Origin of the sequence: Prosthecochloris sp. (genome assembly GCA_015482705.2) — a bacterium.
Classification (GTDB): domain Bacteria; phylum Bacteroidota; class Chlorobiia; order Chlorobiales; family Chlorobiaceae; genus Prosthecochloris.
In genome coordinates, this window is sequence record JADMLA020000038.1 from 65,989 (window position 1) to 85,848 (window position 19,860).

A 19,860-nucleotide genomic window follows, 5' to 3' on the forward strand; every position below is an offset into this window, starting at 1 on the left:
GTTGATATCGACTAAATTACAATCAGTACAAACCTACCAAGTATACCCAACAGTTGCATAGATAAACCTCCCCGGCTCGTTGACGATTGCCGGATTGGCACCCGTCCCACCGATGACATCCCATTCATAGGAGTTCGCAACCGTATACTTCTTGTCGAATACATTGTCCATGCCGACATTCAGCCTGTATGATTGAAAGCGGTAACCCATGCGCAGATTCATGATATCCCATGCTTCGAGTGGCTTTTCACCGGCATCGGTATCGATATCCCTTGAGGCATTGGAATGGACCCATTCGATTGTGCCGTAAAAGCTGCGCTCTTGCTCCCTCGTAGCTTTGTCACTATTGTAATTCAAAGCCAGTTTACTCTTTAAAGGAGCCATCTGGCCCAGGTCATCGTCGTTGTTGTTGTCGGGAAAACTATCCTTGACGCCTTTTTGGTAGGCGAGACCTCCTTCCAGAGAAAACTTATCATTGACATCGACACTTGCCTTGATGTCCCCGCCCCATATATGGGCATCGATGTTCGTATAGCTCTTATACCCTGCAAAACTGCTTTCCTGGTAGATATAATCTTTAAGGTCGGAATAGAATCCCTTTGCCTTGAACTTCACCCCTCGACGCTCATACGTAAAGCCTGCGTCGAACTCGGTGTTTGACGTAGGCTTGAGATTGGGGTTTCCGAAAAAACCAGGGTTGCCTTGAATATATCGTTCACTCGATGTCGGCGTTCGATTACTTCGTCCAACACCGGTGAAAAGCATCGCCTCATCGCTCAGATAATATTTGAGCGAAATATGTCCACCGAAAAGATGGTCCACTTTGCGATTGTCATCTGTCACTGTACTTGTAAATACCAGATCTTCATCGGCCTCCTGCCGTAAACGATCGTATCTCAAGCCCAACCCCAGTGACCATGTATCGAAATTTCTGTCAATCTTGATATACCCGCCCATGTTCAATGATGCAACGGATGGAATCAGGTAATCATTGAGCTTATCACCTGTCAGACTGTTATAGACGTCTCCCCACCAATCCCTGTGATACCAATCGATCCCGTAGATCAACGTTGCGAAATCCGTCTCTGTCACATTTTGAATGGCTCCGCCTGTAATCACCGACTCGACCTTGTTGTTTTTAGGTACTGCTACATTGCGATAAGCTTGAAAAGGATAATGATCCACTTCGTTGCGATAGAAAGACAAAGTGAGCTTCTCCGATAGGTTGCCAAGATTGCGGATCTCCCAGCTCGCCTTTGTCAGATTGGTAAGTTCTTCTTCGGTATCGAATACGACTCGGGGTGTAAGAATGTCATCCGCATTTCCATAGGCGTGCTCCAACAAAACGGTATGATTCTCACTGGGCATGAACTGAAGTTTACCCCAGATGTCGTGTTTCTGAAACGCCTTTGCCTCACGTCCCTCTTTATTATACGAAGCAGCCAAACCCTCTCTCACACGCCATAGCCTTTCGCCGGAGCCATCTTCGTACTGATCTGATTCGGAAAAATTGTATCCAAAAAGCCACTGTACGTTTTCGCTGCCCCCAGTAGTTGTAAAGCCGCCACTATGAAAACCGTAACTACCGATTTTTCCGAGCAGCTCTCCCTGGAATCCTTGCTCGGGTTTCTTGGTAACCACATCAATGTAACCACCTAAACAACCAGGTTTTGTTACATCAAAAGGTCCCTCCTGAACCGTCAATTTTTTCACTGTCAGAATATTGATATGCGAAAGCGAGGGATCTTTACGGCTGCCGCAGGCTCCCTCGAGAATACCACCATCCAGCAAGACCTTGATATTCTCTTGACCGAAACCTCGCACGGAAACCTCGTTACCGTATCCGCTTTTACGAATCATTTGAACCTCGATCAGCTCGTCGGAGAGAATTTCAGCAAGATCGACCACTTTGTGCGATCTCAGTTCACCACTCTCGATTTCCTGCTTTTCGTCATCGATCGCATCAGCAGTAACAACGATTGTTTCCAGTTGAAAATCATTGAAGGAACTCACTGATGGTGACGGTTCATCTGCATGAAGTTCCTGAGCGTTTGATTCTTGCAGGTTTGAAAAACCGAAAGCTGTCGAAAGAACCAATGCAGACAGAAACCTTGTTCTGCTTTTGTCCATAAGCGTCATTTTTTTCTAAGATTTCTTAGATAATAAGACACAACGCCCATACATGCAATTGCAAATGCATTTGCATATAACACATTAAACCACAAGTGCATTGCTCGTGTTGGAAAAAAACTTGCAAGAAGGGTTGCAAAACCCTAAAATCATGAAAAAGGGGGTTCAAAACTTGCGGCGCAATACTTCACAGAGAATGGCTATAGAGAAAGTCTTCAGAGAACATGAAAGACCTTTGGGAGTGGATGAGGTGCTTACCTACGGACGCAAACAGGTGAATTCCCTCAACAAGGCGACTGTTTACCGAAACCTGAAAATTCTCATCGATGACGGCTGCTTAAAACGAATATCCCATCCTTTTCTTGGAACATTATATGAACGTACCGGAAAAGGACATCACCATCATTTTCATTGCCGTAAATGCAACCGGGCCTTTGAACTCCCTGGATGTGCCCTGAAAGAAGATGAAACTGCACCAAAAGGGTTCATTGTTGAAGACCACGAAATTTATTTGTTCGGTGTTTGTCCTTCTTGCGCCAAGCTCACAAAGTAACGCTTTTGCTTTCTGAATAGTCAGAGAAAGAAAATGCAAAGGTTGTGAGGAACCGTGTTTGTTATCATTATGATGACGTTATTTAACCTGATAAACAACGTCCCCTATTTCTCACAGCATCTCACTACTATGCAACTTCCTCCAGCTTTTTCCTGATCCGATTCTTCTCGTCGCTTCCGACTGTCGACAAGCGAAGTATCGGTATCCTGCACTTCGATAGAACAGCATCCTTCAGAGCATCTCGTTCAGCCTGACGTGTTCCTTCACGATGGAAAGCAAATCCATCAACTTCGATAACAAGCACGGGACTTTTGTCGACTTTACGAAAAATCAGAAAATCGATTTGAGTCCATGGGTGAGTGGCATAGCTGGATTCTTCTGCTGTCAAATCATAATTTTCCCTTAAGAGCATCGACAAGGGAAATTGAAAAACGATACCGAAACCCCGATATGCTTTTTCTTTGAGGAGCGCCTCGATTTCGCTGAAGACAAGGTTCTCGGAATCATATTTTGAAACCCGTTTCTGCTTTTTCAGTACCTTTAAACGCAGCTCGTTGTAATCTGCATAGAGAATATCGAAAATCGACCGAACCCGACCTGGAATGACCTCGCAATTGTTATACCTGATGTAACGAACAAGGTCAGCGACATTGCCGCTCCCCTCAGCTATCTCTTTGGACACTACCAGCCGAAGCTTATCCTGTGCACGGGATACAGCGACATTGAGCAGATTCGGATTATCGATAAATTCATTGGATTCGTTCGATACGGTGGTTATGATGATAACCGGCTTTTCCCTTCCCTGATATTTATGCACCGTATCGACATCAATCTGCTGCGAGTTCAAAGACGCCTGCATCCGAGCTTTCTGAGCTCTAAATGGTGACACAATGCCTATATCTTCAGGCTTGGCCGAGACCATTTCAGGCAGAACATTCTGTATAATCTCATCAATCTGGCGCTGATTATACGTGCCTCGCGCATGTCTGCCCTCGACAGTCATATAGGCTTTAAGAACATCGACCTCGCCTTGATCTTGAGTCATGACAAGTAGTTCGCCGCCATAGAACTTCTGATTGCAGAACTGAATGATTTTTGGATGGCATCGGTAATGCTCTCGCAACAACGTCTCCGGAACTTGAGGGAATGCAGTGCGCACTGCAGAAAGCAGGCTATGCCGTTCGAACCTGGCATGATCCGGTAGATCGTATTGCAAGGCAATCTTTTTGGCTCGCTTTTCATCCTGTTCGGTCAATACATTTGGCAGCTGCATTGGATCGCCCACGATAACAAGCTGTTTTGCACAAGCCATTGCAAGAACGCCGCTGAGCAAATCGACCTGGCTCGCTTCATCAACGATGACGCAATCGAACATATGGCCGTTCTTGAGCGACGTCATGACAGAAAACGTTGTACTCATGATGACAGGATATTCATCGAGAAACTCCTCCGGTTGTTTCCACAGATCATCATATTCGAATAATTCCCGTTTACGGTTGTTGTATCGTTCCGCCAGACGGTGCTTGAACAGCTGCATTGAAAGCGCGGTCAGTTTTTCAAGTCGCTCATCGAAACGGAATCCTTCGAGCGACTTCTCGAGCAGATACCGCCTCTTTTCCATATCGGCCAGCTTGCGGTCGTAATAAGCCTTCTGCAACAAGGGGATGCGTTCCTCGGCGCTAACCAGGGAAAAGACTCTTCCTGCCAAACCGAAACGCAAGAGAAGGGCGACCTTCTCAGCAAAACCAACTCGCCTGCCCGAAAGGGCTGAAGCAGTTGAAGACAATGGAGAGTTTGAAGTAGACGTAGTAACTGAAGGGGGCTGCGAACTGGTTTTCACTTGACGCTTCGCTTGCCTCTCAGAATACAGCCATGCTTCCAGCAGTTTCCTAGCGGATAATTTTGACCGGGATATTCGATCCCCCACTGATAGATCACTTCTCTGAGTCTCCTCATAGAAGTTTTCGAAGTGCGCCTTTTCAAGCAGAAGAGCATCAATCTGCTGAATTAATTCAGCCTGCTCGTTTTTCTCGACATACGCATCATCAAGTTCTTGATTTAAAAGGAGAATCTCCTTGTGCAAAGATGCTTCCTCTTCAGGAATAAGTGTGGGCATTAGAACCGCTTCATCAGTCTGACCCTCGATGAACGTATTCTTGTTTTTTGTGCTGCCGAGAGTTGCAGCCACAAAATCGAGCCCATACTTCCTAAGCTTTTCCAGCACATTCTCTGTAGCCGAGTTGTTATTGGAAACAACTGCAACACGTTTCTTAAGCAGCAACATGTTTGCTATCAGATTCAGGATGGTTTGGGTCTTGCCGGTACCCGGCGGACCCTGAACCAGGGAGACGGAATTCTGAATCGCCCTTTCAACGGCCATTTTCTGGCTCATATTACAACCGAACGGAAAAATAAGATCCGACGAGACCATACCCGATTCTGGTGACCGGGCAAGCAGAAAGCTGGCTAGAATACTGTGTCCCGAAACTTTATCCAGATGTCTGTATTTCATCGCAATCAGGGACTTGTCGTCATCCGTCCTGAGAGCAGAGGTCTCGGCAAGTTCCCTGAAATAGGCAAGCACATCGGGATTATGCCCATTTGATGATTGTAGAGGATGGAGGGAAAACTCAGAAATCCGGCAGCAAAGGGTTTCGGCGGCTCGAAATATTTTCACCCAATTACCGAACTGTAAAACCTCTTCGATATCGAAAATCAAATTGCCGCGGACGACTACATGACTATTCTCATTCGATATTCTGATAGGTTCTGAAAGCCATTCTACGTTCTTTCGGGCATAGAAATAGGTTTTCCCACTTCTGAAAGTCACCCGTGTACGCTCACCGTGCAGACCGATACCCAATACCTGATCCGTTATATCATCGCCCTTGATGAGGATAAGATCTTGCCTTGAATTAATGCTCACCGATCTGATTATTTCTTTATGGATAAATCGCTTGCAGCAAGCCCGACAGGCGAACAGACTAATCGGGATATAGGATTGTTAATAATCAACCATATAAATTAAATACTCCATTAAATACTCCTCTTTCCATATATCAAAGTGATGAAATCACGAAAGCGAAAGGAAACAAAGTCCCTCAATCACAATTGCGCACCAGATCATTAGACGGTAAGGACGGCATCACGCCTCCAATAGCATACTGCATTGACATTTACAAGCAGTTGCTTGCCGGTTTCTACGTGACAAAATGTATTGACAAACAATCTCTATTGGAGAGCTCTTTTTTCAGTGAGGGCAGGATTAGGGAGGCTGTTTATGAGGGGTATAAACCCCCACTATAAACACAAAAAGCACGTGAAGACCGTGCTTTCATGCGTATATATGCGGGTGGGTGATAGAGGAGTCGAACCTCTGACCTCTACCATGTATATCGAAACACATCAATCTAAACCACTATATAATAATAACTTAGATCGACGCCCCGATTTTTCGTGTAACAGTCGCGTAACAAAAATTTTATCAAAAACGATTAATAACAATCAACAAAAACAACTGCCGTAACGCGCATACATTTCTATACAAAAAGCTTTTTCTGAGCTCTGTGAAAAACAGTCAAGACATAAACGTTATCATTCATAACAGTATACACGACAATATAAGGATGGCTGGAAAAAACCAGCTCTCGAGTACCGCTCAACCGTCCTGTCTTACCGCTTGATGGATATAATGTCAGCTGCTCTGCGACTTTGAGAATAATCCCTCGAACCAGTTTTTTGGCCGCTGTCGGGTTTTCCTGTACGATATAAGCCTCAATGTCTTTGAGCCGATCTCTGGCCTCCTCAGTCCAGATCACCTTCACTGTCGCCCTCCCACTCCTTGAGCATATCCTCATGGGATATCACCCGTCCTGCCTTCACATCTTCAATCCCCCTCTGAATGCTCTCAATCTGCCATTCATTGAGCTCAAGGTACTGATTGATGGCCTCTTCGATGACAAATGATTTCGACCGCCTCGTGGCTTGCGCCAGTGCCTCGATGCGTTTCTTCGTGCTTGACGCTATTCTCAGACTTAATTGATCCCGAGACTCTTTTTGCTGTGAAGTCAGCATGATAAGTGATCCTCATTTTTTTACCGTCGTACTGCATTGTATTACAGTGTAATATACAGAAACGATCTTACCAGGCCAAAATGACGATCATGATGCAAGAATGTTCCAAACCGCTCTATTGAACAAATCCCTCTGCACATTATTTGTCTGGTTTATGGGCTCACATCCTCATAGCGTTGCTTCAAGATAAGGCCTTATCACTGATGTTACACGACACGTCTTTGCATGATCCATAAGGGCATTGAGGTCTTTCTGCTTTCTTTGCTGATAGAGTTTCAGCGATTCAAGTACTACATCCATACCGATGGTATTGCGAAATTTGAAACAATCGGCAAGGGTCTTTTCGGGACTGTAGATCCTCACCGGAATCCCATCAAGCATATAAATTTCAATACCCGAATAAAAACATTCCGAGGAAAAACGAAAAACTGTCACCGGCGGAAAATCAATTCTTGGTTGTTCGGCGCCTTTTTCGAGTGCAACGGAAACAGCATGAGGAACCTGGGTGGTCATCTCGTGAAAAGAAAGGGCTGAAACAAGACAGATTACTCCTTTTGGCACTCTTATGGCAACAGTAACAAGATCAGGATGTTCAAGCGGCTTGCTCTTGTTTTTTACCCCTATTTCTGCGATTTTTTTCCGGCTGTGATGGGCATGCGTTTCGCCAAATCATGGAAATAATTAAGCGACCAGATTTTCAAGACATCGACATCTTTTTACGAACCTTGAGACATCATTCCTGGTTGTAGTGACATAGAACGCTTCGATTCAACTTTCGAGTAACGATCGAACACCTGTAACTTGCTTACAACTCTTTAAGATCCTTCAGTTTTTCATCTGTCTGTTTCCATGCCTCCCCAGGCATCAGCGGAGCAAGGACTCCAAGGACATACATGCCAGCCGCCTTCGGGTCCCATGATGTCGAACTGGTCAGAAGTGGGTTCATGTCACCAAGAAAACGGGGATCGCCAAGTTTTTCAAACAGGTTCATCTCGAATTCTGCACGGCTAACCCTATGCATTTCGTGTTCCATGTACCGAAGAAAGCAGGACACAACAGATTCAGAGTTGACTGGAATCGTCTGCGATGCATACCACAGATCAAACAGATCTCTGCCCTTCTTGCGCTGATAGAGTGCTCGCAGCTTCGTGCCAAGCAGTTCATCCCTGTTATAGCTGGTGATCGACACACTTCCTTTATGCCATCGCGAGGTCATCGTGAATGGAATCTGCTGATATCCCAAGACAGTAAAATGCTCTCTTGAATTGATTTCCACTTTCAGCTTCAATGGCAATCCCTCTTCTGATTCAACCCGCCAGGTCAGCGTCACCCGTCCTTCCGATTGCTTCCGCTTCGGCTCTCCAAGCCAGGAATTGAGTTTTTCCTGGGTAGCATCCATAACCAGGCCGATCGAGCCAGGCGCTTTTTGCACCAGGTCGATATCTTCTGAATACCTCACCGGCGAAAGATGGAGCTTGAACAAGGCAGTTCCTCCACGAAATACCAGATTTTCAGCTATAACTGGATGGCTGTAGAGTTCAACCAGCGCACGACAGATTATCAGGTCCTGCTCAACCTGGGAAAGCTGCTGCCAGGGTGCATTGGGCCGCCATTCGGTGATGTAATCAAGAGGAATCATAGATCTGGACTAACCTTTTCGTTTGGCAGGAGTCGCCATCGCGGATTCTGCCGGACACCATGATATGACCGTGACGGTGACAGCGGCGCTGAAACCGGTTTCCGTTCTGCTACATAGGAGGCCAATCCTTCAGCCAGCTCAGTTTCACCAATCAGTTCGAGAAGATAACCAAGACGCTGAGACCAGGTAATCGGAGACAATCCTGCTATGGCGATCAGTTTTTCGGCATCGAGGAATTCAGCCAATTCAGCCAATACCGTTGCAGTATTGTCAAGTCCTCCAGCATGATGCGGATATCCAACGACATCGAAAGCGGTAACCTCCGGAGTAGACACCTTGAGATAACCTCGCGGAGTATTGAATTCTCGGGTCGGCATCATAGCCGCATTTTTCCGCTTGATGAAATCCACCTTGACCGTTCCACAGAGAATCCCGGACCTGGAATGCTCCGTGACAACCTGAAATGCCTGAGGGCGTTGATGGGCAGCGCCATAAAACTCACCTGCGGAAAGAATCCCTGCATAATAGGGTTCTTTCAGATACTCCATCAATTCGGGGATGAATTGTTTTGCAGGTAGGCATCCCATCTGCCGGTATTCAGGCGGCACGATCACATAAAATCCCCGAAATGGCACAGCAATCGCACCATGGCGCTTCAAACGCCGCAAGGCTGCTCTGGTAGCCACCATACTTGACTCAAGAACCGCATCGACTTCTTCCCCACTGAAGCAGTACGAGCCTTTTGTTTGCAGACCATCTATGTATTGAGACAGATTCATACTGATAAATACATGAATCGATCAAGAAAAGCAACGCTATTCGTTACTTTCGTCAACCGATTCATATATACCAAACATCAATAATAGAGGTTGTTGTTCCGTAACCACAACAACTCAGAAATGTATCGAAAAATAATGTTTTCAGTTCTTCTTAAGCATGAAGCTTACTGCATTAGTCGTAACTCCCAGTTGCCTTCCACACTGTCAGCGATAAACCGTCTTGTTATGGAATATTCCGAAGAGTTCTTTGTCAATAACGGCAGGATCAAAGCGGGGTATATAAGCTATAAAAGCCAATCACAAACACAAAAAAGCACGTGAAGGCCGTGCTTTCATGCATATATTTGCGGGTGGGTGATAGAGGAGTCGAACCTCTGACCTCTACCATGTCAAGGTAGCGCTCTAACCAACTGAGCTAATCACCCGAAGGGCAAATAATATATCATTTCATCCGTGAAATGCAAAGCTACAATTGCCGAAATCAGGCGATTTTTTTCTTTTTGCCGTCTTCGAAATAAAATTCAGGTTCACCCTCTCCGGTAATCACCGACTCGGTGATCACGCACTTCCGCACACCGTTCATCGATGGCAGCTCGAACATGATGTCGATCATGATGCCTTCCAGTACGGAACGCAAGGCTCTCGCACCGGTTCCTCTTTCTATCGCTATTTCCACGACCTTGTCAAGTGCATTGTCCTCAAAAACCAGTTCACACTCCTCCATTTCAAACAGTTTTCTGTACTGCTTGACAAGCGCATTTTTCGGTTCGACAAGTATGTTGCGAAGCGCTTTCTCGTCAAGTGGGTCGAGTGTGGAAATAACAGGCAGACGACCGATGAATTCAGGTATCAGGCCGTATTCATGCATATCGTCCTGAGACACCTCTTTGAGAATTTCAGGATCGGATTCGAGCTGCTGTGCCTTGACTTTCGTTCCGAACCCGATAGAGGCTTTTGCAACCCTGCGGCCAATGATCTTGTCGAGGCCTTCAAAGGCACCGCCGCAGATAAAAAGAATATTTTTCGTATTCACGTTGATGAGCTGTTGCTCGGGATGTTTTCTGCCGCCTCTCGGTGGCACCCCGACAACCGCTCCTTCGAGAATTTTCAACAGTGCCTGCTGTACACCTTCTCCGGATACATCACGGGTGATGGAAACATTGGCTGATTTTCGGGCAATCTTGTCGATCTCATCGACATAGATAATACCTTTCTCAGCTCTTTCGAGATTGAAATCGGACGCCTGCAGCAAACGGGCGAGAATCGTTTCGACATCGTCTCCAACATAGCCTGCTTCTGTCAGGGATGTCGCATCGACGATGGTAAATGGAACTTCGAGGAGATTCGCAAGGGTTTGGGCAAGGAGCGTTTTGCCCGTTCCTGTTGGACCTATAAGCAGAATGTTGCTTTTTTCAATCACGACATCATCGTCCTCATGCACCCATTCCTGCGACTCTATCCTTTTATAGTGATTATACACCGCTACAGCCAGTGATTTTCTAGCTCTTTCCTGGCCGATAACGTACTGGCCGAGAGACTCCATAATGAATTTTGGAGAAATCAAGCGTGGTTGAAAAGGCTGATCACCAGCGGGTGCTGACGGTTTTATCGCGCTGATCTCCTTACGAAGAATTTCCACGGAACTCATGATGCATCGGTCGCAGATAAAAGCATTGGGACCTGCCACCATACTGTTCACTTCATCACTTCCTCTTCCGCAGAATGAGCACACCACGACATCGTTTCCTCCGCCGCCTGTCTTTCTTTTTCCTTTCATCCCGTCATTTTCCTTTGACATGGTAAATCCTCCCCTTAAAATCCCATCCTTGCCAAACTGTCAAGAACGTGCTGTATTACTATCGATAGTTTGGGATGGTCTTCTTCAAAATGTTCAAGAGCATTGCCCAGACGCTCTGTCAATCCATCTTGCTCATCTTCTATAACCACCTCTTCATGAACGAGTCTACCGATATCATTTTTAAGATCGGTCAGCACCGCACCGGTGCGTTCGTCGACCGTTTCTGTTTGTTCGAGTTCTTCGTGCAACTGCGCGAGCAGTTCTTGTAATCTCTGCTTTTCCATGCAAAAATAAGTTATGGTCAAGGAAGATTTGTACACCCCATCAGGTAACGATCACACTCACGAGCCGCAGCCCGGCCTTCATTGATTGCCCATACAATCAGACTCTGGCCTCTGCGTGCGTCACCGGCAGCAAAAACCTTTACCATACTGGTTCTGAAGTCTCCATATTCAGCTTTTATAGTGGAACGCTCTCCCTGTTCGACATGCAACTGTTGTAATAACCCCTCTTCCGGCCCTAAAAATCCCATAGCAAGAAGAATCATGTCAGCAGGGATAATTTCTTCGGTACCGAAAACCGGTTCGGGTATCCAACGCTCCTCTTTTTCCACCCACTCAACTTGACAGACTTCAATCCCGGTCAGATGCCCGTTGGCATCACCAAGAAGTTTTTGAGTCATGACGCTGTAACGGCGGGGATCATTCCCTTGAATGGCAGCAGCTTCTTCCTGCCCGTAGTCCACCTTGAGGGTTTTAGGCCATTCGGGCCATGGGTTATCCGGCTGACGCTCCAGTGGAGGCTCGGGCATAATTTCGAGCTGTACAACACTTTTGCATCCCTGACGAATCGACGTGGCAACGCAGTCGGTCCCGGTATCACCGCCACCTATGACAACAACAGCTTTATCCTTCGCGTTTATCTTCGGCTCATCGCCGTCGAGAACGGCTTTCGTGCTTGAACGAAGATAATCCATTGCAAAATACACTCCTTTATTGCTCCGGCCTTCGACATCGAGATCTCTCGGCTTTGTCGCCCCGGTACAGAGGACGACTGCATCAAACTCTTCGAGCAGCTTTTCGGCTGAATAATCTTTACCAACCTCAGTGCCCACAACGAATTTAACACCCTCTTCCTCCATGAGGTCGATACGCCGCTGAACAACACTCTCTTTATCGAGTTTCATGTTCGGAATACCATACATGAGCAATCCCCCGATTCTGTCGTCACGCTCGAAAACAGTCACGTTGTGCCCCGCTCTGTTCAGCTGATCTGCACAGGCAAGGCCGGCCGGACCCGATCCGACAATTGCCACACGCTTTTCAGTCCGCTGTGCAACCTTATAAGGCTTTACCCAACCCTGCTCAAAAGCGTGTTCGATAATGGTGCACTCTATGTTCTTGATGGTCACCGGCGGCTCTATGATCCCGAGAACACATGAACCTTCACACGGTGCAGGACAAACTCGCCCGGTAAACTCTGGGAAATTGTTGGTCTTCATGAGCCGCTCGAAAGCTTCGCGCCAGAATCCTCTGTAGACATGATCGTTCCACTCGGGAATCAGGTTATGAATCGGACATCCCGATGTCATCCCGTTTAGCATGATACCGGTGTGACAGTACGGTGTACCACAGTCCATACAACGAGCCCCCTGTTCGCGCAGAGCTTCTTCCGGCATTTCCTTGTGGAATTCTTCCCAGTCCTTTATACGCTCGAGCGGTTGCCTGTCTTCGGGGACCGCCCTCTCATAGTCTAAAAATCCTTTTACTTTACCCATATACCACTTAATTCATTTAACAGGGTCCTTATATTTCCCTACCTCAGTTTCCAGAGACACGTGCAGGATCGTGAACATTCTTTTCGAATGCGGCCATGATAGCATCATCTCCGGCCATTCCTTCTTTCATGACGCTCTCCATGGCCTCCATCGCACGTTTGTAGTCATGCGGATACACCTTTACAAAACGTTTTCTGGCTTCTTGCCATTCCTCGAGTATCCCTGCCGCAAGAGAGCTGTCGGTATATTCATAATGCCGCTCTATCATAGCACGGAGTTTTGCGAACTCATGTTCATCGTCAATCTCATAGAGCCCGACCATCTGATGATTGCATCGCTGTTCGAACGATCCGTCGTTATCGTACACAAATGCCACACCGCCAGACATACCTGCCGCGAAATTCTTTCCTGTCGTGCCGAGAATAACAACGGTACCACCGGTCATATACTCACAGCAATGGTCACCGACGGCTTCTACAACTGCTTCGAGACCGCTGTTGCGCACACAGAAACGTTCACCGGCCATTCCGCGAATATACGCCTCGCCGGATATCGCTCCGTAAAAAGCGACATTACCGATGATGATGTTTTCTTCCGGCGAAAAGGTTGACTGCTTTGGCGGATAGGCAATAACCCTGCCTCCCGATAAACCTTTTCCAAGATAATCGTTCGCGTCACCTTCAAGCTCGAGTGTCATTCCTTTTGGAATGAAGGCACCGAGGCTTTGCCCGGCTGAACCGTAAAACTTGATGTGTATCGTATCGTCGGGCAACCCTTCCCCCCCATGGGCTTTGGTCACCTCATTTCCGACAATGGTACCGACAACACGGTCGGTGTTGTGAATCGGGAGCGTCGTGTTGACTTTTTCCTTTCTCTTGATAGCCGGTTCACAAATTTTAAGAAGAGTTTTGATGTCGAGAGAATCATCTATCTCATGATCCTGTTCACAGGTATTATACAGACTTTCACCCTCTTCACCGGGTTCTGCCTTGTATAAAATTTTCGAGAGATCGACCCCTTCCGCTTTCCAATGCCTGATGGCTTTCTTCATCTCGAGCTTTTCAGTTCGCCCTACCAGTTCATTGAGTGTCCGAGCACCCATTTTCGCCATATATTCGCGTACCCCTTCGGCAAGAAAACGCATGAAATTCTCGACGTGCTCCGGTTTTCCGGTAAAGTTTTTCCTGAGTTCCGGATTTTGGGTTGCCACACCTACAGGGCAGGAGTCTTCCTGACAAGCACGCATCATGATGCAACCCATAACGACAAGAGCCGTAGTAGCAAAACCAAATTCTTCAGCCCCGAGCAGTGCAGCGATGACGATATCCCGAGCGGTTTTCATCTGGCCATCGGCTTCAACGATAATACGGCTTCTGAGATTGTTGAGTACAAGGGTCTGATGTGTTTCGGCGAGCCCGAGTTCCCAAGGCATTCCTGCATGCATGATGCTGGAAAGAGGAGAGGCCCCTGTTCCACCGTCATGACCGCTGATCAGAACAACATCAGCATGAGCTTTCGCCACCCCTGCAGCGATGGTACCAACCCCGACTGTCGAAACAAGTTTTACGTTGATGCGTGCATTGCGATTGGCGTTTTTCAGATCATGTATCAGCTGCGCAAGATCCTCGATCGAATAAATGTCGTGGTGCGGAGGAGGAGAAATCAGCCCAACCCCCGGAGTTGAATGACGAGTCTTGGCAATCCACGGATAAACCTTGGTCCCCGGAAGCTGTCCGCCTTCTCCAGGTTTCGCCCCCTGAGCCATTTTTATCTGAATCTCCTTCGCATTTGTCAGATATTCGCTGGTCACACCGAAGCGTCCGGAAGCAACCTGCTTGATTGCAGACATTCTCGAGTCACCATTCGACTCCAGCAGAAAACGATCGGTTTCCTCACCGCCTTCTCCAGTATTACTTTTCCCACCGAGGCGATTCATGGCTATCGCCAATGTTTCATGAGCCTCCTTGCTGATGGAGCCATAAGACATAGCACCGGTTTTGAACCGCTTGACAATATCTTCCACCGGTTCCACCTCTTCAATCGGAACAGGAGTTTTGCCGAACCTGATATCCATGAGACCACGAAGCGTAAAGAGCTCTTCGCTCTGTTCGTCGATCAGACTCTCATATTTCTTGAACATTTCGTAATCTCCAGTCCGACAGGCATACTGGAGTATATGGATTGCCTCAGGGCTTAACAGATGCCCCTCTCCGTCGTGCCGCCACTTTCTTTCTCCGCCACTTTCGAGCCCCGGATCGACATCGTTCCCGGAAAGTGGAAAAGCCGCTTCATAGCGCTTGCGAACTTCCTCAGCAATCAAGTCGATACCGATCCCCTCTATCCGGGAAGGAGTTCTGGGAAAATATGAGTCCACAAGTCGTGAGTTAAGCCCTACGGCCTCAAAAATCTGAGCGCCGCTGTAGCTCTGAACCGTTGAAATACCCATTTTCGCCATAGTCTTCACAACCCCTTTGACAATGGCTTTGATATAGTTTTTCACGGATGTCTCGGCATCCTGATTCGGAATCTGCCCTTTGTCAACAAGCTCTCGAATCGACTCGATCGCCAAATAAGGATTGATTGCACCAACCCCGTACCCAATCAACAAGGCGCAATGATGCACCGTTCTCGGTTCTGCGGATTCGAGAATGAGTCCTGTTCTCGTTCGAAGACCGGCATTGATCAGAAAATGATGCACCCCTGAAGCAGCAAGCAATGCTGGAATAGGAGCGTGTATTTCATCAACCCCGCCTTTATCGGAAAGAATGATCAGATTGGCACCCTGAGTAATTTCCTGTTCGCATTGGCGACAGATATCCTGCATCGCGTTGTCAATCCCTTTCCCGTCATCCTCGATCTTGTAAAAAATAGGGATGGTAACCGCCTTGAAACCCGGCTGATTTATACTGCGTATCTTGTCCAGCTCTTCATCGGTCAGCACAGGACGATCGATTTTAAGCCTGTGACAGTTCTCTTCGGTAGGTTCGAGCAAGTTCCCTTCGGCGCCAAGCATGACTATCGTCGAGGTAATGACCTCCTCCCTGATAGAGTCGATCGGAGGATTGGTAACCTGGGCAAAGAGCTGCTTGAAGTAATCATAAAGCAGCTTCGGCCTGTTCGATAGCGCTGCAAGAGGGACATCGTGCCCCATCGACCCGACTCTTTCCACACCGTTGGTTGCCATCGGAACGAGATGAAGAGCGATATCCTCCTGAGTATATCCGTATAGCTTCTGATGGTCCAGAAGCCCGATCCCGTTTTCATCTTGCTTTTCAACAGCATTGCCGGAAAGAGACTCGAGTTCCAGCAAGTGCTTTTCAAGCCATTTCGAATAAGGCAATTCCTTGGCGATTGTCTCCTTGATTTCCTCATCGGAAATGATGCGTCCCTGAGCCGTATCGACAAGAAACATTTTGCCTGGCTGTAAGCGGTCTTTCCTGAGAATCCTTTCGGGCTCAATATCGAGCACACCCGCTTCTGACGCCATGACAACCAGATCGTCCTTGGTGATGTAGTAGCGTGACGGCCGTAATCCATTACGATCGAGAATAGCTCCGATCTGAACCCCATCGGTAAAAGTAACGGAAGCCGGCCCGTCCCAGGGCTCCATCAAACAACTGTGATATTCGTAAAATGCCTTCTTTTCTTCATCCATGTCCCCGTTGCCGTTCCATGGCTCCGGAATGAGCATCATCGCAGCGTGAGCCAGAGAACGGCCACTTAACGCCAGGAGTTCGAAAACATTGTCGAGGATGGCGGAATCACTCCCGTCCTCCATAATAACAGGCTTGATATGTTCTATACTGCTGCCAAACAGCTTGGATTCGAACATCTTTTCCCTGGCCTTCATCCAGTTGATGTTCCCTCGAAGGGTATTGATTTCTCCGTTATGGCTGAGGAAGCGGTATGGATGTGAACGGTCCCAGCTCGGAAACGTATTGGTACTGAACCTGGAGTGCACCATGGCTATGGCGCTTTCCACGTCGGAATCGTTCAGTTCAGGATAAAAAAGTGACACCTGCTCGGGAAGCAGCATCCCCTTGTACACTATCGTTCGGTGAGAAAGACTGCTTATATAAAAATAATTGCTACCCAGGAGCCCCGCGGTATACTTGACCCTTTTGGTAATCCTGCGCCGTATTACATAGAGCTTTCTGCCAAACTCCTCATCCGAGGTAATATCTTTTCCTTTACCGACAAAAAACATCTTGACCACCGGCTCCTGGGACTTCGCTGTTTTCCCCAGAGAGTCGTTGCATGTCGGCACTTTTCTGAGGCCGAGAAACTTTTGTCCTTCTGCCTGGACCATCTGGCGGCAGATATCCTCTATAGCCCTGCGCTGAGAAATATCTGGCGGCATAAACGCCATTCCAACGGCATAATCACCTTCTGAAGGAAGCTCGATCCCTCTCTCCTCGCAGACCTTTCTTAAAAACTTATCGGGAATCTGTACAAGAATACCGGAACCGTCTCCGGTATTGTTCTCACATCCGCAAGCACCGCGATGCTTCATTTTTTCAAGCACTTCCAAACCCTGCCGCACGATCTCATGAGATCGTACACCTTTTATATTGGCCACAAAACCCACGCCACAGGCATCATGTTCGAAACGTGGGTCATAGAGCCCTGCTGCTTGCTTTGCTTTCATATCTCCAGCTACTTCTAATCTAAATTATTACTAAAAAAGCGCTCTCAAATTTGAACTGGGGAATATAACCTTTTTAAAAGAATATTCCTGAGCCATCACCCCTTCGTGATTACGCTTTGCCTTGATTCGCTACCGCGTCGATTGCTTTTTGGAGTGCATCCTGATCACCCAGATAGTAGCTGTTCAAAGGTTTCAGATCGTCATCGAGTTCATACACGAGAGGAACCCCGGTAGGAATGTTCAGCCCCACGATATCTTCGTCCGAGATTGAGTCGAGATATTTAACCAGGGCACGCAACGAGTTACCATGCGCTGCGATAATAACTTTTTTCCCCGCCTTGATTTCGGGCGCGATTTCTTCAAGCCAAAACGGCATAACACGGGAAACGGTATCTTTGAGACATTCCGTCAAGGGAACATCATCCTCAGCAAGCGCTGCGTATCGAGGATCGTTTCCCGGATAACGAGAATCCGTCTTTTCAAGCGGCGGAGGCGGTGTATCGTAACTTCGACGCCAGACCAGCACCTGCTCTTCTCCATGCTGCTGAGCTGTTTCAGCCTTGTTCAGTCCCTGAAGCGCCCCATAATGGCGCTCATTCAAACGCCAATCTTTGGTAACCGGTATCCACATCAGATCCATTCCGTCAAGCACGTTCCAGAGCGTACGAATCGCCCTCTTGAGAACCGAAGTATAGGCGATATCGAAAACGAAACCCTCCTTTTTCAGAAGCTCCCCTGCGCTCCTTGACTCCTTTTCACCTTTGTCACTCAAGTCAACATCATACCAGCCGGTGAAACGGTTTTCCCTGTTCCACTCACTTTCTCCATGGCGAAGCAATACAAGCTTTATCATGGCACTCTCCTCCTTGTAAGACCATTGATTTTATTGAAGGGAAGGGTATTACCACCCTATTCTACCAAGTCATGTCAATGTAATAATCTTGAATACTTTTCTCAAACATCCTACCTCACTCCCCTATCCAAGCGGGCCAATCCGTATGCATAAAAGACAAAAATTATAAAAAGAGCTTATGGTTTTATATGATGAAATATCCTATCTTTTGTTCTTTTGGCCCTAAAGGCCCAGTTTATTATCAAGTATTACAAGACCGACAAAAGAGAAGCCGGCCAAAGATCTGACAACGCATTATGAAAGTAGACAATTTCAGACTGCAACTTGGCAAAAAAGAATATACCCCGATCGTTATAGGCGGAATGGGAGTAAACATATCAACGACCGAGCTTGCTCTCGCAGCTGAAAAGCTGGGCGGAATTGGCCATATTTCCGATGCTGAAGTTTGTTATGTCTGCGATCAGATACTCAGTACTTCATATACGACTCGTAAACGCAAGAAATACAGTTACAACGCTAACAACCCCGATAAATCAGATCTCTATTTCGATCTCGGCGAGGTTGCCGAAGCACAGAAAATGTATGTAGAACACACCGTGTCTCAAAAAAGCGGTAACGGCGCTATTTTCATGAACTGCATGGAAAAACTCACCATGCGGGATTCTTCCGAAACGCTTCGAACACGGCTTTCCACTGCCATGGATGCAGGAATAGACGGATTGACACTCGCAGCCGGCCTCAATCTGCGCACACTTGATCTTATAAAAGACCACCCGCGGTTCCACGATGTAAAGATCGGCATTATCATCTCGTCGTTACGCGCTTTGAACATTTTCCTGAAGCGGGCATTCCGGCTGCAACGCATGCCTGACTATATCGTTGTTGAAGGTCCTCTTGCCGGTGGGCATCTTGGTTTCGGGCCTGAAGACTGGAAAACCTACGATCTTTATACAATCGTAACAGAGGTGCTCGACTTTCTCAAAAGCGAAAATCTGAACATTCCTGTCATACCCGCAGGAGGGATTTTTACCGGCGGTGACGCCGTCAAATTTTTTCTGGCCGGGGCCTCTGCGGTTCAAGTGGCAACGCGGTTCACCATCACAAAAGAATCAGGCCTCCCGCATGAGGTCAAGCAGCAGTACATCAACACCGAACGAGACGATATTGTTGTCAACACCGTTTCTCCTACCGGTTACCCCATGAGAATGCTCAAAAGTTCACCGGTACTCAACTATTCGATCAAACCGAACTGTGAAGGCCTCGGTTACCTGCTTGACAATAAAGGCAAATGCGGTTACATAGAGTCCTACTACAAGGCTCTCGAGCTCAAGGAAAAAGGCCAGCGCATGAAAATCACCGATCAAACCTGTCTGTGTACCGGGATGGCGAAATATGACTGCTGGACTTGTGGTGACACAACGTACAGGCTAAAAGAAACCACAAACAAAATGCCGGACGGAAGCTGGCAGTTACCCTCGGCTGAAGACGTCTTTCAGGACTACCTGTTCAGCGAGAACCACCACATACAGAAACCGTCCATCGAAGAAAAAGTCAACAGCTGACCGTTGGCTTGAAAACAGGCGATCATCAGAGGCCCTTCTGCTCACTG

General features: G+C 47.4%; 13 protein-coding genes, 1 tRNA gene and 1 pseudogene. 2 read left to right on the forward strand and 13 right to left on the reverse strand.

Annotated elements, in window-relative coordinates; all coding sequences use genetic code 11:
* Positions 1-33 precede the first annotated feature (33 nt).
* On the reverse strand, positions 34-2,130 hold the full coding sequence (locus QZ209_RS09170; RefSeq protein WP_294347176.1) for a TonB-dependent receptor: 2,097 nt from the start codon (positions 2,128-2,130) through the stop codon (positions 34-36).
* 172 nt (positions 2,131-2,302) lie between these two features.
* Here QZ209_RS09170 and QZ209_RS09175 point away from each other — a divergent pair, with 172 nt between their 5' ends.
* Positions 2,303-2,683, forward strand: coding sequence for a transcriptional repressor (locus QZ209_RS09175; protein WP_366515764.1), 381 nt, complete (start codon positions 2,303-2,305; stop codon positions 2,681-2,683).
* 127 nt (positions 2,684-2,810) lie between these two features.
* On the opposite strand, the gene QZ209_RS09180 is transcribed toward QZ209_RS09175, so the two are convergent.
* The 12 genes and pseudogenes from QZ209_RS09180 to gpmA form a co-directional block, all read right to left on the reverse strand.
* Positions 2,811-5,609 carry an AAA domain-containing protein gene (locus QZ209_RS09180; RefSeq protein ID WP_294347180.1) on the reverse strand — a complete coding sequence of 933 codons (2,799 nt, stop codon included), beginning with the start codon at positions 5,607-5,609 and terminating at the stop codon, positions 2,811-2,813.
* 613 nt (positions 5,610-6,222) lie between these two features.
* Positions 6,223-6,507, reverse strand: coding sequence for a type II toxin-antitoxin system RelE/ParE family toxin (locus tag QZ209_RS09185; RefSeq protein ID WP_294347182.1), 285 nt, complete (start codon positions 6,505-6,507; stop codon positions 6,223-6,225).
* Positions 6,488-6,757 carry a ribbon-helix-helix protein, CopG family gene (locus QZ209_RS09190; protein ID WP_294347184.1) on the reverse strand — a complete coding sequence of 90 codons (270 nt, stop codon included), beginning with the start codon at positions 6,755-6,757 and terminating at the stop codon, positions 6,488-6,490. The genes QZ209_RS09185 and QZ209_RS09190 overlap by 20 nt, the downstream gene beginning before the upstream one ends.
* A 168-nt stretch (positions 6,758-6,925) precedes the next feature.
* A pseudogene (locus tag QZ209_RS09195) lies at positions 6,926-7,354 on the reverse strand (transcriptional regulator); the annotation flags it as partial.
* A 208-nt stretch (positions 7,355-7,562) separates the two neighbouring features.
* Positions 7,563-8,396 carry a nucleotidyl transferase AbiEii/AbiGii toxin family protein gene (locus QZ209_RS09200; RefSeq protein WP_294347189.1) on the reverse strand — a complete coding sequence of 278 codons (834 nt, stop codon included), beginning with the start codon at positions 8,394-8,396 and terminating at the stop codon, positions 7,563-7,565.
* Complete coding sequence (locus QZ209_RS09205; protein ID WP_294347191.1) at positions 8,393-9,175, reverse strand: type IV toxin-antitoxin system AbiEi family antitoxin; 783 nt, start codon at positions 9,173-9,175, stop codon at positions 8,393-8,395. Before QZ209_RS09205 ends, QZ209_RS09200 begins: the two co-directional genes overlap by 4 nt.
* A gap of 351 nt (positions 9,176-9,526) precedes the next feature.
* Positions 9,527-9,600, reverse strand: a tRNA-Val gene (locus tag QZ209_RS09210).
* Between the two features lie 56 nt (positions 9,601-9,656).
* Positions 9,657-10,973 (reverse strand): ATP-dependent Clp protease ATP-binding subunit ClpX, encoded by a 1,317-nt coding sequence (gene clpX / locus QZ209_RS09215; protein WP_294347193.1) that lies wholly within the window; start codon positions 10,971-10,973, stop codon positions 9,657-9,659.
* 14 nt (positions 10,974-10,987) lie between these two features.
* Positions 10,988-11,257: a DUF4404 family protein gene (locus QZ209_RS09220; RefSeq protein ID WP_294347196.1), complete on the reverse strand. Its 270-nt coding sequence runs from the start codon at positions 11,255-11,257 to the stop codon at positions 10,988-10,990.
* Positions 11,258-11,274: 17 nt separating this feature from the next.
* Complete coding sequence (locus QZ209_RS09225; protein WP_294347197.1) at positions 11,275-12,750, reverse strand: glutamate synthase subunit beta; 1,476 nt, start codon at positions 12,748-12,750, stop codon at positions 11,275-11,277.
* Positions 12,751-12,793: 43 nt separating this feature from the next.
* Positions 12,794-17,398 (reverse strand): glutamate synthase large subunit, encoded by a 4,605-nt coding sequence (gene gltB / locus QZ209_RS09230; protein ID WP_294347198.1) that lies wholly within the window; start codon positions 17,396-17,398, stop codon positions 12,794-12,796.
* 109 nt (positions 17,399-17,507) lie between these two features.
* A complete protein-coding gene (gpmA, locus tag QZ209_RS09235; protein WP_294347199.1) occupies positions 17,508-18,251 on the reverse strand; it encodes a 2,3-diphosphoglycerate-dependent phosphoglycerate mutase in 744 nt (247 codons plus the stop codon).
* 296 nt (positions 18,252-18,547) lie between these two features.
* Between gpmA and QZ209_RS09240 the strand changes: the two genes are divergently transcribed.
* Positions 18,548-19,813 carry a nitronate monooxygenase gene (locus QZ209_RS09240; protein ID WP_294347200.1) on the forward strand — a complete coding sequence of 422 codons (1,266 nt, stop codon included), beginning with the start codon at positions 18,548-18,550 and terminating at the stop codon, positions 19,811-19,813.
* Positions 19,814-19,860 lie beyond the last annotated feature (47 nt).

What these genes read in the sequence shown, in the direction of transcription:
- QZ209_RS09170 (WP_294347176.1), bottom strand. Translation starts at nt 2,130, where the DNA reads ATGGACAAAAGCAGAACAAGGTTTCTGTCTGCATTGGTTCTTTCGACA.
- QZ209_RS09190 (WP_294347184.1), bottom strand. Translation starts at nt 6,757, where the DNA reads ATGCTGACTTCACAGCAAAAAGAGTCTCGGGATCAATTAAGTCTGAGA.
- QZ209_RS09200 (WP_294347189.1), bottom strand. Translation starts at nt 8,396, where the DNA reads ATGATTCCTCTTGATTACATCACCGAATGGCGGCCCAATGCACCCTGG.
- QZ209_RS09205 (WP_294347191.1), bottom strand. Translation starts at nt 9,175, where the DNA reads ATGAATCTGTCTCAATACATAGATGGTCTGCAAACAAAAGGCTCGTAC.
- clpX (WP_294347193.1), bottom strand. Translation starts at nt 10,973, where the DNA reads ATGTCAAAGGAAAATGACGGGATGAAAGGAAAAAGAAAGACAGGCGGC.
- QZ209_RS09220 (WP_294347196.1), bottom strand. Translation starts at nt 11,257, where the DNA reads ATGGAAAAGCAGAGATTACAAGAACTGCTCGCGCAGTTGCACGAAGAA.
- QZ209_RS09225 (WP_294347197.1), bottom strand. Translation starts at nt 12,750, where the DNA reads ATGGGTAAAGTAAAAGGATTTTTAGACTATGAGAGGGCGGTCCCCGAA.
- gltB (WP_294347198.1), bottom strand. Translation starts at nt 17,398, where the DNA reads ATGAAAGCAAAGCAAGCAGCAGGGCTCTATGACCCACGTTTCGAACAT.
- gpmA (WP_294347199.1), bottom strand. Translation starts at nt 18,251, where the DNA reads ATGATAAAGCTTGTATTGCTTCGCCATGGAGAAAGTGAGTGGAACAGG.
- QZ209_RS09240 (WP_294347200.1), top strand. Translation starts at nt 18,548, where the DNA reads ATGAAAGTAGACAATTTCAGACTGCAACTTGGCAAAAAAGAATATACC.